Consider the following 13,506-nt stretch of genomic DNA (forward strand, 5'->3'; position numbering starts at 1 on the left):
CGCCAGGCCGACGCCGCCCACGTTTCTCTTTCTTCCCATTCACTTGTCAAAGAACAGAGGGCAAAACCCTCGAAACTGTCTCTCCGGCGACGCGTCTTGCCTCTGCGCTGTGCAGAGCTCAACCCCGTCGGTCTGGAGATCCGTGCCGTCGTCGGCGTCAGCGCCGCGTCGACGGGGTGGCGTATAGGACGGATTCGGCGGGCCGGCAAGCAGAAAATTATCGGACTGATGACAACGCCGTTTTCCTGTTGTGGATAACCACTCCGCCGACCTGCCATTCGCGCCGGAAAACCGCCACGGATCGCCGTCTTCCACATATGGGGTGACGCCGACGGGGCACAAGAGGACCCAGGGTCTTCTTGTTCGGCTTGCTGCCGACTGATTCGGGACCGGGCCGTTTTCGCCGTGGGGCTCAAACTGGAATCACGGTCGGTCGAATCCACCCGTCGCGGACGGAGGCAATGCCCGACGGGCTGCGACCGGCACCGGTCCTTCTCGGAAGGTCCGGACGCGGTGACCGGAAGTAACCATACGGGATCGCGGTGTCGGCATCCGCGTCCGCCCCGCCCTGTCCGGATAATCGTCAGTAGGCCTCCAGCAGATACGGCCGCACTTTGATTATTCCCTCTGAGGCGCAAAATAACGGCTGACGGCGCGCCGGAACCAACCTTGCCTCATGTGGTTCTTTCCCCGTGACCCACTTGCATAGAAAGGAACCGGTCATGAGGAAGAGCATTCCGATTCTCGCGGCCGTACTGATTTCGGCCAGTGCGATGCATGTCCAGGCCCAGGAAGGCACCGTCAGCGGCGCCGCGGGCGGAGCCGTCACCGGCGCCATCGTCGGCGGCCCGATCGGCGCTGCAGTCGGCGGTGTCGCCGGCGCGGCGCTCGGCACGGTCCTGGCCCCGCCGACGCCGGAAGTGCAGAGCTACGTGGTGCAGCAGCAGGTGCCGTCGATCGCCATCCAGGAGCCGATCGTGGTCGGCCAGCCGCTGCCACCGACCGTGCAGCTCTACGAGATCCCGCAGGCGCAAGGCTACACCTACACTGTGGTCAACAACCAGCGCGTCATCGTCGACCCGCAGACGCGGACGGTGATCCAGGTCGTGCAGTAAGCGACACTGCCGTTGCAGACGGACGAAGGCCGGCGCGGGCGACCGCACCGGCCTTTTTCTTGCGGGTTCGACGGTCAGGCCGACGGCGGCTCGCGGCGCAGCAGGTTCTCCACGCGCAGGATGCGGCGGGTGAGAGCCAGCGAAGCGACCAGGCCGGGAATGCCGATGACGGCCATCAGGATCCAGGTCCCGGTGTCGCCGACGCCAAGCAGCCCGCCCACCGCCCAGGCGAAGGCGAACGCCGCGCCGAGCAGTTCGGTGACGATCAGGAGCGTGGCGCCGACCGCCGCCAGCACGGTGTCGAAGGCGGAGAAACGCTGGTTGTCGACCGGAATACCTTTGGTGGCCATGAGCCGTACACTTTCCAGGGCTGAACGTGGCGGCATCAAGAGGCGCGGCGGGCGCGAAGTCAAGCGCGATGGCGCAACAGGGCGCCAGGATCATCCGGCCGGGCCAAGCCGGTTTCACGCATGGAAAAGGCCGGGACGCCTCACGCACCCCGGCCTTACCAGTCACGATGACCCGCCGAGGATCAGACGTCCGGCTGGCGGTCGTCCTGCTTGATCTCCTGGCCGGTCTTCTGGTCGACGACCTTCATGGACAGGCGGACCTTGCCGCGCTCGTCGAAGCCCATCAGCTTGACCCAGACTTTGTCGCCTTCCTTGACCACGTCCTTGACGTTCTGGACGCGCTGCGGCGCCAGTTGGGAGACGTGGACGAGGCCGTCGCGGGAGCCGAAGAAGTTCACGAAGGCGCCGAAGTCGACGACCTTCACGACCGTGCCTTCGTAGATGGCGCCCATCTCCGGTTCGGCGGCGATGCCCTTCACCCAGTTCATCGCGGCCTGGATGGCCTTGAGGTCGGACGAGGCGAACTTGACGGTGCCGTCGTCCTGGATGTCGATCTTGGCGCCGGTCTTCTCCACGATCTCGCGGATGACCTTGCCGCCCGAGCCGATCACTTCGCGGATCTTGTCGGTCGGGATCTTCATCACCTCGATGCGCGGCGCATGCTCGCCGAGTTCGGCGCGGGCGCCGGTGATGGCCTTAGCCATCTCGCCGAGGATGTGCTGGCGGCCGCCCTTGGCCTGCTCCAGGGCGACCTTCATGATCTCCTCGGTGATGCCGGTGATCTTGATGTCCATCTGCAGCGAGGTGATGCCGTTCTCGGTGCCGGCGACCTTGAAGTCCATGTCGCCGAGGTGGTCCTCGTCGCCCAGGATGTCGGAGAGGACAGCGAAGCGGTCACCCTCCTTGATCAGGCCCATGGCGATGCCGGCGGTGGCGGCCTTGAGCGGCACGCCCGCGTCCATCAGCGCCAGCGAGGAACCGCAGACGGTGGCCATCGAGGAGGAGCCGTTCGATTCGGTGATCTCCGACACCACGCGGATGGTGTAGGGGAACTCGTGCTTCTCCGGAAGCATCGGGTGCACGGCGCGCCAGGCGAGCTTGCCGTGGCCGATCTCGCGGCGGCCTGGCGAGCCCATGCGGCCGGTTTCGCCGACCGAGTAGGGCGGGAAGTTGTAGTGCAGCATGAAGTGCTGCTTGAAGGTGCCCTCCAGGGCGTCGACGAACTGCTCGTCCTCGCCGGTGCCGAGGGTGGCGACCACAAGGGCCTGGGTCTCGCCGCGGGTGAACAGGGCGGAGCCGTGCGCGCGCGGCAGGACGCCGACTTCGGCGACGATCTGGCGGACCGTCTTCAGGTCGCGGCCGTCGATGCGGGAGCCGGTGTCGAGGATGTTCCAGCGGACGATCTTGGCCTGCAGGTCCTTGAAGACCGCGCCGACCTGCTCCTTGGAGAAGGCAGGCTCGCCCCCTTCCGGAAAGAAGGCGGCCATGACCTTGGCCTTGGCAGCGTCGACGGCCTTATAGCGGTCCTGCTTCTGCGTGATCTTGTAGGCGGCGCGCAAGTCGGCCTCGGCGATCTCCAGCATCTTCTGCTCGATGGCGGAGTTGTCGACGGGGGTGAAGTCGCGCGGCTCCTTGGCAGCGCGTTCGGCCAGACGGATGATGCCGTCGATGACAGGCTGGAAGCCGCTGTGGCCGAACATGACGGCCTTCAGCATGGTGTCCTCGTCGAGCTCCTGAGCTTCCGATTCCACCATCAGGACGGCGTCGGCGGTGCCGGCGACGACTAGGTCGAGCTTGCTGTCGACCATCTTGTCGACCGGCGGGTTCAGCACGAAGGCCCCGTCGATCATGCCGACGCGGGCGGCGCCGACCGGGCCCATGAAGGGCACGCCGGAGAGCGTCAGCGCGGCGGAGGCGGCGACCATGGCCACCATGTCCGGCGCGTTCTCCATGTCATGGGCGAGAACCGTGACGATCACCTGGGTGTCGCACTTGTAGCCTTCGGGGAAGAGCGGGCGGATCGGGCGGTCGATCAGGCGCGAGGTCAGCGTCTCGTGCTCGGAGGGACGACCCTCGCGCTTGAAGAAGCCGCCGGGGATCTTGCCGGCCGCGAAGGCCTTCTCCTGGTAGTTGACGGTCAGGGGGAAGAAGTCCTGGCCGGGCTTGGGCTCCTTGGCGGAGACGACGGTGGCGAGCACGACGGTTTCGCCGTAGGTGGCGAGCACGGAGCCGTCCGCCTGGCGGGCGACACGGCCCGTCTCGAGCGTCAGCGGGCGGCCGGCCCAGTCGATCTCGACTTTCTGAATATCGAACATGTTCTCTTTCTATCCTCGAACCTCGTGGTGGGTCCGGTACGGTGGCGACCACGGGCAAGACGGCGAGTCGCTTTCCGGGGAAAGCGACCGGCGATCCTGCCCCATGGCCCTCAGGCACCGGGGAGGCGGCCCGCGTGATCCCGAACGTTCGGGAAACGCCGCGCCGGCCACCTGCGGAAAGGGCCGATCCTCGGCGGCCCCGACGCTGCTTCGCCAGTTCGGCGACGCAACGTGTCGGGCGTGCACATACCACGTTTGCGGCATCGAGTGCACACCCCGATACGGAAAAACGAACAGGGTGCCGGAGCGGATCCGACACCCTGTCCGAAACTCATGATCGAAGCCGGATCAGCGACGCAGGCCGAGACGGCCGATGAGCGTGGTGTAACGCTCCTCGCTGGTGCGCTTCAGGTAGTCCAGGAGCTGGCGGCGCTGGCTGACGAGCTTCAGGAGGCCGCGGCGGGAGTGGTTATCCTTGCCGTGGGTCTTGAAGTGGTCGGTCAGGTTGGAGATGCGCTCGGAGAGGATCGCAACCTGGACCTCGGGCGAACCGGTGTCGCCTTCCTTGGTGCCGTATTCCTTGATGAGCGCAGCCTTGCGCTCGACGGTGATCGACATCGGTCTATCCTTTGCCTCTGCGGGCGCCGTCAGCGGGCACCCAGGTTGAACACGCGCCTGGGGTGAAGCTCGCCGCGTTCGACCTCGCCCAGCGCGATCAACTGCCCCTGGCAGGTCGCGTAGGCCGGTCCTTCGAAGACGGGAGCATCCCTTCCGCGCAGGAGAACCGACTGGCCGGAGCGCAGGCGGTTCGCGTCCGTTCCCGTCACGGCCAGGGCCGGGATGTCGTCCAGCGCGGTCTCGACGGGGCGGAGAGCAGCGGCGAGTTCGCCGATGCGGGCGTCGTCATGACGGATTTCCTGGAGAAAGTCCAGGGGAATCATGTCGGCCTCGCCAAAGGGGCCGACGCCGAGACGGCGCAATTGGGTGACGTGGCCGCGGGTGCCGAGCCGGCGGCCCATGTCGCGGGCGAGCGCGCGCACGTAGGTGCCCTTGCCGCACTCGGTCTCAAAGACGGCGGTATCCGGGTCCGGCGTCTCGACGAGGTCGAGGCGGTGGATCACCACGGGACGGGCTTCCAGGATCACTTCCTCGCCGGCGCGGGCAAGGTCGTAGGCGCGCTCGCCGTCCACCTTGATGGCGGAGAAGGCGGGCGGGGTCTGCAGGATCTCGCCTTCGAAGCCGTCAAGGATCGCCTCGATCTCGGCCGCCGTCGGGCGATGGTCGCTGGCGGCGACGACGGCACCCTCGGTGTCGTCGGTGGTCGTCTCGGCGCCCCAGCGGACGGTGAAGCGGTAGAGCTTTTCGCCGTCCTGGACGAACGGGACGGTTTTGGTCGCCTCGCCGAGCGCGATCGGCAGCATGCCCGAGGCCAGCGGATCGAGCGTGCCGGCGTGTCCGGCCTTCGAGGTGCCGAAGATCCGCTTGATGGCGCCGACCGCCTGGGTCGACGTCATGCCGACCGGCTTGTCGAGCACCACCCAGCCGTGGACGGTGTTGTTCTTCTGTCTGCGGGACATGTGCTTCCTGTCGATTGCGCCGACGCGGGATCGGACCGCGGGCCGGCGTGAACGCCTTTCATCCCCTACCCAAGCGGGATCAACCTTCGTCCTCTTCCGCTTCCAGGTCGCGCTTGACCTCCGGCGAACGGAGGATCTCGTCGATGCGGGCGCTTTCCTCGAAACGGTCGTCGAAGCGGAAGACGAGGTCGGGGGCGTATTTCAGGTTGATGCGGTGGGCGACCTCGCCGCGGATAAAGCGCTTGTGGCGCTCCAAGGCCTTGACGGCGAGCTTGGGATCGCCGCTGGCGAGCGGCGTGACGTAGACGGTCGCGTTCTTCAGGTCGGGGGAGACGCGGACCTCCGGCACGGTGATCATCAGGGCGGCGATGTCGTCGTCCAGGATCTCGCCGCGGGCGAGGAGGTCGGCCATTGCATGGCGGATCAGTTCACCGACGCGGAGCTGGCGCTGGGAAGGTCCGGATGGGGATGCGGGCCGTCGGCCGGCGTTTCTGCTCATGGGTGCCACTTGCGGTCTGAAGGGAGGCCGAAAAGGGCGCTCCCGATGTGAGAAGGCCGGCGCCGGACCCGAAGTCCGCGCCGGCCTGCCTTGTTTCATGCCTGCCCGGTCAGAGCGTGCGGGCGACTTCCTCGACACGGAAGCATTCGATGACGTCCCCGGCGCGCATGTCCTGGTAGTTCTCGAAGTTCATGCCGCATTCCTGGCCGGCGTGAACTTCCTTCACGTCGTCCTTGAAGCGCTTGAGGGTGGCCAGCTTGCCTTCGTGGATCACCACGTTGTCGCGGATGAGGCGCACCGAGGCACCACGCTCGACCGTGCCTTCCGACACGCGGCAGCCGGCGACCTTGCCGACCTTGGTGATGTTGAAGACCTCCAGGATCTCGGCGTTGCCGAGGAAGGTCTCGCGGCGCTCCGGCGAGAGCAGGCCGGACATCGCCGCCTTCACGTCATCCACGAGGTTGTAGATGATGTTGTAGTAGCGGATCTCGATGCCGGCGCGTTCGGCCGCCTGACGGGCCTGGGCGTTGGCACGGACGTTGAAGCCGATGATGGCCGCGTCCGAGGCTTCGGCGAGGGTGACGTCGGATTCGGTGACGCCACCGACACCGCCATGGATGATGCGGGCCGCCACCTCCTCGGTGCCGAGCTTCTCCAGCGCGCCGGAGATCGCTTCCAGCGAGCCCTGCACGTCGGTCTTGATGACGAGCGGGAACTCCTTGCGACCGGCGGTCTGGAGCTTGCTCATCATCTGCTCGAGCGAGCCGCGGGCGCCGGAGGCGCGCTTCTGCATGTTGTCGCGCTTCAGGCGGATGCGGTACTCGGTGATCTCGCGGGCACGGGCCTCGTTCTCGACCACCGCGACGCGATCGCCGGCGTCCGGCGTGCCCTGGAAACCGAGGATCTCGGCGGGCATCGAAGGACCTGCCGACGGAACACCGCGACCATGGTCGTCGAGGAGCGCGCGGACGCGGCCCCACTCGGAACCGGCCACCACGATGTCGCCGACCTTCAGCGTTCCGCGCTCGACGAGAACCGAGGCGACCGGGCCGCGGCCCTTGTCCAGCTTGGCCTCGATGACGATACCCTCGGCCGCCCGGTCCGGGTTGGCCTTGAGCTCGAGCACCTCGGACTGCAGCAGGATGGCTTCCAGCAGCTTGTCCAGGTTGATCCGCTTGGTGGCCGACACCTCGACCTCGAGGATGTCGCCGCCCATCGATTCCACCTGCACTTCGTAGCGCAGCAGCTCCTGGCGGACGCGCTCGGGCTTGGCATCGGGCTTGTCGATCTTGTTGATCGCCACGATCAGCGGCACGCCGGCCGCCTTGGCGTGGGCGATGGCCTCGATCGTCTGCGGCATGACGCCGTCGTCGGCGGCGACCACCAGGATGACGATGTCCGTCACCTTGGCGCCGCGGGCACGCATCGCCGTGAAGGCGGCGTGGCCCGGGGTGTCGATGAACGTGATCTTCTGACCGTTCATCTCCACCTGGTAGGCGCCGATGTGCTGGGTGATGCCACCGGCCTCGCCCGCCGCCACGTTGGCGTGGCGGAGTGCGTCGAGCAGCGACGTCTTGCCGTGGTCGACGTGGCCCATGATGGTAACCACCGGCGGACGCGACACCGTGTCGGCAGCCTCGTCGGGGGCGGCGTAGAGGCCCTCCTCGACGTCGGCTTCGGAGACGCGCTTGACGGTGTGACCCATCTCGGTCGCGATCAGCTCGGCGGTGTCGGCGTCGATGACGTCGTTGATCTTCAGCATCTGGCCCTGCTTCATCAGCAGGCGGATGACGTCGACCGCGCGCTCGGCCATGCGGTTGGCGAGTTCCTGGATGGTGATCGCTTCGGGCAGCACGACCTCGCGCAGCACCTTCTCGCGCGGGCCGGTCTGCTGGGCGCGCTTCTCCTTCTCGCGCCGGCGGCGCAGAGCCGCGAGCGAGCGGGAGCGTTCACCCTCGTCGTCCGACAGGGCGGTGGTGATGGTGAGACGGCCCTTGCGGCGGTCGTCCTCGCGCTTGACGGGGGTCGGAGCCGGAACGCGCGCCTTCTTGACGGCGCCCGGAACGACCTTGCCACGCGGGGCCTCGTCCTCGTCCTCGGCGGTCGCCTTGGCGCGGACGGGCTGCGGGATCTCGATGACGCCCGGGCGCTTGGAATCGGCCGTGCCCTGGCGGAGCGTCGCGGTCATCGCGGGCTCGGTCGGCGCGGCAGCGGCGGCCGCCGGGGCGGTCGCGGTCGGGGCCTCGACTGCCGGAGCCGCGTCGGCCGGGGCGTTCTTGGCCTCCTCGGCGCGGCGGGCCTCCTCCTCGGCGCGGCGGATCGCCTCCTCGGCGTCGCGGCGGGCCTGCTCGGCTTCCTCGACCTTGCGGCGGGCTTCCTCCTCGGCCTGACGGCGCGCCTCGATCTCGGCACGGCGCTTCTCGTCGGCGTCACGGGCAAGTGCCTGGACGAGCGCGGCCTGGCGGGCTTCCAGCTCGTCCTGGCTCAGGGAGCGGAGCACCATGCCGCCCGCATTGGACCGCCGATCGGGCTGCCGGGGCGCCGCGGGCGCCGAACCGGAGGCCGGGGCCGGGGCCGGATCGCGGCGCGGCTGCAGGCCTTCGGCTACCCGCGCGGGCGCGACCGGCGCAGCCGGCTGGGGCGCACCCTCGCCGTGTCCACGGCTCTTCTTCTTTTCCACGACGACAGCCTTGGTCCGTCCGTGGCTGAAGCTCTGCCGGACGGTCCCCTGCTCCACCGTGCGCCGCGAGAGAGTGAGTGTCTTCTTGGCGCCCAGGGTCTTGTCGTCTGTGTTCTTCGTATCGCTCATACCGTGCTCTATCCTCGCCGGTCATGCGGAGCGGCTTCGTCCGACCATCATGACCAATCGTATCGCGGTCCCTTATCAGGAGCCCGCTATCCAGTCCGTATCCGGCGACCCACCCCGATATCGGGCGAGCGCGGCGGCGTGTTGGAGGAAGCTGGTGCTCGCTCCGCCGGCGAGCAGTGCAGCATGTACCACATTTGCGCCGCCCAATGCCAAATCCAAATCCGCTCCGGAGAACAAACCTTCGATCACGCGCGGCATTTTCGCGGGATCCAAAGCCACTTCCGGGGCGGGCGCGGCGGCATCATCGTCGCCGCCGTCCCTGTCATCTTCGTCTTCGTCGTCCTCGTCGAAAGGCTCGTCGCCTTCCGCCATCGCCCGGGCCCTGCGTCGCATCGACTGCGCCACCTTGCGCCGGCCGTCGTCGGCCGCCTCGACCGCATGGATCACGGCGACAGCCTGACCCTTGCCGAGCGCCGTCGTCACCTTGCCGAAGCCGGTGACCACCTTGCCGGCCTTTCGCGCCATCGAAAGGGCCGACAGCGCGGTGTCCTTCAGAAGGCGATCCACCCAGTCGGCGAGGTCCGCATCGACCTGGACCTCGGCCTTGAAGCCGCGGCCGAAGAGCTTGCGCTTCACCGCCTCGGCGACCAGGTCGCGGCTTCCGGTCACCCAGACGCCGCGGCCGGGAAGCTTGCCCCTGACGTCCGGGACCACCCGGCCGGAGGGGTCCTGGACGAAGCGGATCAAGCCCGCCGGGGGCTGCGCTTCGCGCGTCACCAGACAGGTGCGCTCGGCGGTCTCCGTCTTCGGCGCCATCGCGTCACCTCACCCCGAATGCCGGCGGCCGCCGCGGGAGGCTCACGCCTCCTCGGAGGCCTCGGCCCCGGTCTCCTCACCTGCGTCGCCGTCTTCGGCGACCTCGTCCTCGGCGACCACTTCAACAGGCGCCTCGATCCAGCCGGCCGCGACGCGGGCGGCCATGACGATCGCCTCGGCGTCAGTGCGCGAAACGTCGAGATCGGACAACGCACCCTTGTGGCGGGTGGTCTCGCCGGCCTTGCGCTCGGTCCAGCCGACGAGATCGTCGGTGGCGCAGCCGGCGAGGTCCTCGACCGTCTTGACGCCGTCCTTGCCGAGGGCGACCAGCATGGCGGTGGTGACGCCCGGGATCTCCTTCAGCGCGTCCTCGACACCCAGCTTGACGCGCTCCTCGTCGAGTTCGCGGTCCTTGGCGTCGAGGAACTCGATCGCGCGGGCCTGGATCTCCTCGGCGGTCTCGTCGTCGAAGCCCTCGATGGACGCGATCTCGTCGCGGTCGACATAGGCGAGCTCCTCGACCGAGGCGAAGCCCTCGGTGGCGAGCAACTGGCCGACAACCTCGTCCACGTTAAGGGCGTTCATGAAGAGCTCAGTGCGCTCGTTGAACTCCTTCTGGCGGCGCTCGCTCTCGGCGGCTTCCGTCATGATGTCGATCGCCCAGCCGGTGAGCTGGGAGGCGAGGCGGACGTTCTGGCCGCGGCGGCCGATGGCCAGCGAAAGCTGCTCGTCGGGGACCACCACCTCGATGCGCTCTGCGTCCTCGTCGAGCACGACCTTGGACACCTCGGCCGGCTGCAGGGCGTTGACGATGAAGGTCGCAGCGTCGGGATTCCAGGGAATGATGTCGATCTTCTCGCCCTGAAGTTCCTGCACCACCGCCTGGACGCGGCTGCCGCGCATGCCGACGCAGGCGCCGACCGGGTCGATGGAGGAGTCCTTGGAGATGACGGCGATCTTGGCGCGCGAGCCCGGATCGCGGGCGACGGCCTTCACCTCGATGACGCCGTCGTAGATCTCCGGCACTTCCTGGGCGAACAGCTTGGCCATGAAGGTCGGGTGGGTGCGCGACAGGAAGACCTGCGGGCCGCGCTGCTCGCGGCGGACGTCGTAGATCAGCGCGCGGATACGGTCGCCGTAGCGGAAGGTTTCGCGCGGGATCAGCTCGTCGCGGCGGACGATCGCCTCGCCGCGGCCGAGGTCGACGATGACGTTGCCGTATTCGACGCGCTTGACCACGCCGTTGACGACCTCGCCGATGCGGTCCTTGTACTCGTCGAACTGGCGATCGCGCTCGGCCTCGCGGACCTTCTGGACAATGACCTGCTTGGCGGACTGGGCGGCGATGCGGCCGAAGTCGATCGGCGGCAGCGGCTCGGAGATGAAGTCGCCCAGGCGGGCGGCCGGATTGCGGTGGCGCGCCTCGGCAAGGTCCACCTCGGTAGAGGAGTTCTCCACCGCTTCCACCACCTGGAGCAGCCGCTGCAGGCGGATCTCTCCGGTACGCGGATTGATCTCGGCGCGGACATCCGTCTCGGATCCATAGCGCGAGCGGGCCGCCTTCTGAATGGCGTCCTCCATCGCTGCAATCACGATCTGGCGGTCGATCGACTTCTCGCGCGCGACCGCATCGGCGATCTGCAAGAGTTCCAGTCGGTTCGCACTGACGGCCATGTCTTCTTTCTCCTGACCAATCATCACGGGCGGGGCGGCCACGGCCGCCAGACGCGCCGTCCCCCTCAGTTCTTCTCGGCCTTGCCCGCCTTCAGCGCTTCGCGCACCAGGGCGTCGTTCAAGACCAGCTTCGTCTCGGCAACCGCGGTCAGCGGAAACCAGACTTCATCGATGACGCCATCCAGCGACTGGAGCAGGCGGATGCCGCCTTCCTCGCCGCGAACGCCGAGGAGATAACCCCGGAACCGCTTGCGACCTTCCACCGGGACCGCCGTTTCCAGCTTGGCCTCGAAGCCGGCCCAGCGCTCGAAGTCGGAGCGGCGGACGAGCACGCGGTCGATGCCGGGCGAGGAAACCTCCAGGTGATAGGCCTTGTCGATCGGATCCTCCAGATCGAGGACCGGGGAGACGGCCTTGGACACCGCCTCGCAATCCTCGACGGCCATGGTGCCGTCGGCCTTCTCCGCCATGATCTGCAGCGTCAGGCCGTTCAGTCCGGAGAGCTTGACGCGGACCAGACGGTAGCCGAGATCGCGGATGATGGGGTCCACGATCGCCGCCACGCGAGCCTCGGTGCCGGTCTCGGTGACGAGACGCGGTTCGTCGAGGTCACTTTCCACGGCATGGCCGTGCAGGGCGGGGGCGGGGACTTGTTCACCACTCATATGGTCGATACCGGATCACTCTGCAACGGACGCGTCGGGCCAGATATGAAAAAGGAGCGGGTCCGGAGGGACCCACTCCCAATCCGCTTATGGAGCGCATCAGAACTGTTGAGGGCTCAAATACGCGCTTGAGGCGGGGAAATCAAGGGCCGATCGACGGGCGCGCGGCAGGTGGGCGAGGCCGGCGGGCCGGGCGGGCGACCCTTTCAGCGGTCTTGACCTTGCCGGTGACTTGCTATTCTTGTTGCCTTCCGGGGGGATGAGGCTGTCGTGAAGTATCTTGGACCCTTTCTGGTCGGGACAACGGTGACCGTCGCTGCGTTTTTTGTCGCCGCGGTCACGCTCCCGACCCCCAAGCAGGCGAAGACCGCGGCGCAGATCGAGGCCGAGGCCGTCATGCTGACGCCTCAGCCACTGATGCCGACGTCCGCGAAGCCGACACCAGCCACGCTGCCGGCGCCGGCGCGTACGGTAGCCTTCGTTGATCCGGTTGCGACCGTCCCGCAGGTTGCGCAGAGGTCTGCCGTCGAGCCCGCGGCCACGCCCGTCGAGCCCGCGGCCGAGGTTGCCGGGCCACAGACGGCGGACATCGAGCCGATCGCCGCGGTCGCGCCGCCGGCCGAGGTGGCCGCCGTTCCCATTCCCAAACCCGCCGAGCGCACCCAAGCGGAGGAGCCGACCCTGCTGGCCCTGGCGGAAGAGACCCCCGCCCCAGCCGAGGCTGCGCCGGACGCCGAAGGGATCGAAGAGCGTCTGGCGGCCGCGGGTGATCTCTGGGACCAGCAGCCGGCCTCCTCGCTCGCCGAACTCGTCGAGCGGGCCGACGGCGATGCCGTGCCCGCGGCGACGCCGGAAGCAGACCCGCTCACGGTCGCGGCTCTGCCAGAGCCGGTCCCGCCGGCCGCCGAGCCGATCGTCGCCGAACCCGTCCCGACACCCGAGCCATCGACGGCTTTGGCCGTGGATACACCTGCACCAGGGCCCGAGCCGGTGGCCGTCGCGCCCGAGCCGGTGGCCATCGCGCCCGAGCCGGTGGCCATCGCGCCAGAGCCGGTCGTTGCGCCAGCTCCGCCGCCAGTGGAGACCGCAGCGGTGGCGCCGGCCCCGACCATGGCTCCCGCGTCGGCCAGCGAAGGCAGCTTCGCGGCGGGCGCGATGCCGGCCGCTGGCAGCATTTCGGGCGCCAAACAGGTGCCGACCAAGGTTTCCGGCGGGAACTCGATGGTGCTGACGCGGGTCGTCGTGCTCGACGCGGGCGGGTTCCGCGCCGTTCGCGAGAACCAGGGCCTGATCGTGCGCATCTCCGGCGTCGAGCCGCTGCCCTTCGACCGCGTGTGCAAGAACGAGGCGACCGGGGCTTCCTGGCGCTGCGGCGCCAAGGCGCGTGCCGCCTTCGCCCAGTATCTAGCCGGGCGGATGGTGGACTGCGAGGAAGTGTCCGTGGTCAAGCCGAAGCCGGTTCGCGAAATCCAGGCCCGCTGCGCGCTGGACGGAGAAGACGTCGCCACCTGGCTCGTTTCGCAGGGCTGGGCCGACGCGTCCGGAACGGACGACCGCCTCGCGGCGGCGGCCAAGACAGCGCAGCAGAACGGCCGCGGCCAGCACGGCGCCGCGGGCGGCTGACCCGCTTTTCAAGCGATCGCACACCTGCGCACGCCGGATAAAACGGACGACGCGCCGAATTCC

12 protein-coding genes are annotated in these 13,506 nt (G+C 68.2%); 3 read left to right on the top strand and 9 right to left on the bottom strand.

All coding sequences use genetic code 11. The features are described 5' to 3' along the window. Nucleotides 1-258, top strand: a 258-nt coding sequence (locus tag HZ321_RS21545) for a hypothetical protein (protein ID WP_206682800.1), incomplete at its 5' end; no start/stop codon positions are given. Nucleotides 259-722: 464 nt separating this feature from the next. Next, entirely contained in the window at nt 723-1,115 is a 393-nt protein-coding gene (locus HZ321_RS17680; protein ID WP_181703728.1) for a DUF1236 domain-containing protein, read from the top strand. A 74-nt stretch (nt 1,116-1,189) separates the two neighbouring features. Here HZ321_RS17680 and HZ321_RS17685 read toward each other — a convergent pair whose 3' ends face one another. The 9 genes from HZ321_RS17685 to rimP form a co-directional block, all read right to left on the bottom strand. Further along, nucleotides 1,190-1,465, bottom strand: coding sequence for a hypothetical protein (locus tag HZ321_RS17685; RefSeq protein WP_181703729.1), 276 nt, complete (start codon nt 1,463-1,465; stop codon nt 1,190-1,192). A 182-nt stretch (nt 1,466-1,647) separates the two neighbouring features. Then, nucleotides 1,648-3,780, bottom strand: a complete 2,133-nt coding sequence (gene pnp / locus HZ321_RS17690) for a polyribonucleotide nucleotidyltransferase (protein WP_181703730.1) — start codon at nt 3,778-3,780, stop codon at nt 1,648-1,650. A 348-nt stretch (nt 3,781-4,128) separates the two neighbouring features. After that, nucleotides 4,129-4,398, bottom strand: coding sequence for a 30S ribosomal protein S15 (rpsO, locus tag HZ321_RS17695; RefSeq protein ID WP_181703731.1), 270 nt, complete (start codon nt 4,396-4,398; stop codon nt 4,129-4,131). Nucleotides 4,399-4,427: 29 nt separating this feature from the next. After that, nucleotides 4,428-5,357 carry a tRNA pseudouridine(55) synthase TruB gene (gene truB, locus HZ321_RS17700; protein ID WP_181703732.1) on the bottom strand — a complete coding sequence of 310 codons (930 nt, stop codon included), beginning with the start codon at nt 5,355-5,357 and terminating at the stop codon, nt 4,428-4,430. Between the two features lie 79 nt (nt 5,358-5,436). Next, on the bottom strand, nt 5,437-5,856 hold the full coding sequence (gene rbfA, locus HZ321_RS17705; protein ID WP_181703733.1) for a 30S ribosome-binding factor RbfA: 420 nt from the start codon (nt 5,854-5,856) through the stop codon (nt 5,437-5,439). Between the two features lie 109 nt (nt 5,857-5,965). Then, complete coding sequence (gene infB / locus HZ321_RS17710; protein WP_181703734.1) at nt 5,966-8,665, bottom strand: translation initiation factor IF-2; 2,700 nt, start codon at nt 8,663-8,665, stop codon at nt 5,966-5,968. 75 nt (nt 8,666-8,740) lie between these two features. Next, nucleotides 8,741-9,481 carry an RNA-binding protein gene (locus HZ321_RS17715; protein WP_181703735.1) on the bottom strand — a complete coding sequence of 247 codons (741 nt, stop codon included), beginning with the start codon at nt 9,479-9,481 and terminating at the stop codon, nt 8,741-8,743. Nucleotides 9,482-9,523: 42 nt separating this feature from the next. Continuing rightward, a complete protein-coding gene (gene nusA / locus HZ321_RS17720) occupies nt 9,524-11,155 on the bottom strand; it encodes a transcription termination factor NusA (RefSeq protein WP_181703736.1) in 1,632 nt (543 codons plus the stop codon). A gap of 65 nt (nt 11,156-11,220) precedes the next feature. Continuing rightward, entirely contained in the window at nt 11,221-11,820 is a 600-nt protein-coding gene (rimP, locus tag HZ321_RS17725; RefSeq protein ID WP_181703737.1) for a ribosome maturation factor RimP, read from the bottom strand. A gap of 270 nt (nt 11,821-12,090) precedes the next feature. Between rimP and HZ321_RS17730 the strand changes: the two genes are divergently transcribed. Beyond that, nucleotides 12,091-13,443 carry a thermonuclease family protein gene (locus HZ321_RS17730; RefSeq protein WP_181703738.1) on the top strand — a complete coding sequence of 451 codons (1,353 nt, stop codon included), beginning with the start codon at nt 12,091-12,093 and terminating at the stop codon, nt 13,441-13,443. Nucleotides 13,444-13,506 lie beyond the last annotated feature (63 nt).

Origin of the sequence: Chthonobacter albigriseus (genome assembly GCF_013839445.1) — a bacterium.
Lineage (GTDB): Bacteria > Pseudomonadota > Alphaproteobacteria > Rhizobiales > Pleomorphomonadaceae > Chthonobacter > Chthonobacter albigriseus.